Raw genomic sequence first — 278 nt, 5'->3', positions numbered from 1 at the left:
TTGCTAGAACCTCCCGACGGCAACCAACGACGATTGCCTCTGGGTCGGACGTTTCGGCTTAGCTGATCTATATCGCGGGCACGACCGGGTCCGTTACTACCAGTATGTGCTGTACCTGCGAAGATGCCCCCGGCCGTCGCCTTGCGGGCCGACTTCCGGCGCTCGCCGAGAGGGCCCGCCCGATCAGGCGGTCGACCCGTGCGTCTGCCGAGGTCACGAATGGTGACGCGGCGGGGTTGGGCCGTGAGGGGGTAGCGTGGTGGTTGTCGAGGGTTATT

Origin of the sequence: Rhodococcus sp. DK176 (assembly GCF_038447315.2) — a bacterium.
In the GTDB taxonomy this organism is placed as follows: Bacteria; Actinomycetota; Actinomycetes; order Mycobacteriales; family Mycobacteriaceae; genus Rhodococcus_F; species Rhodococcus_F jostii_A.
This window is presented reverse-complemented; position numbering follows the sequence as displayed.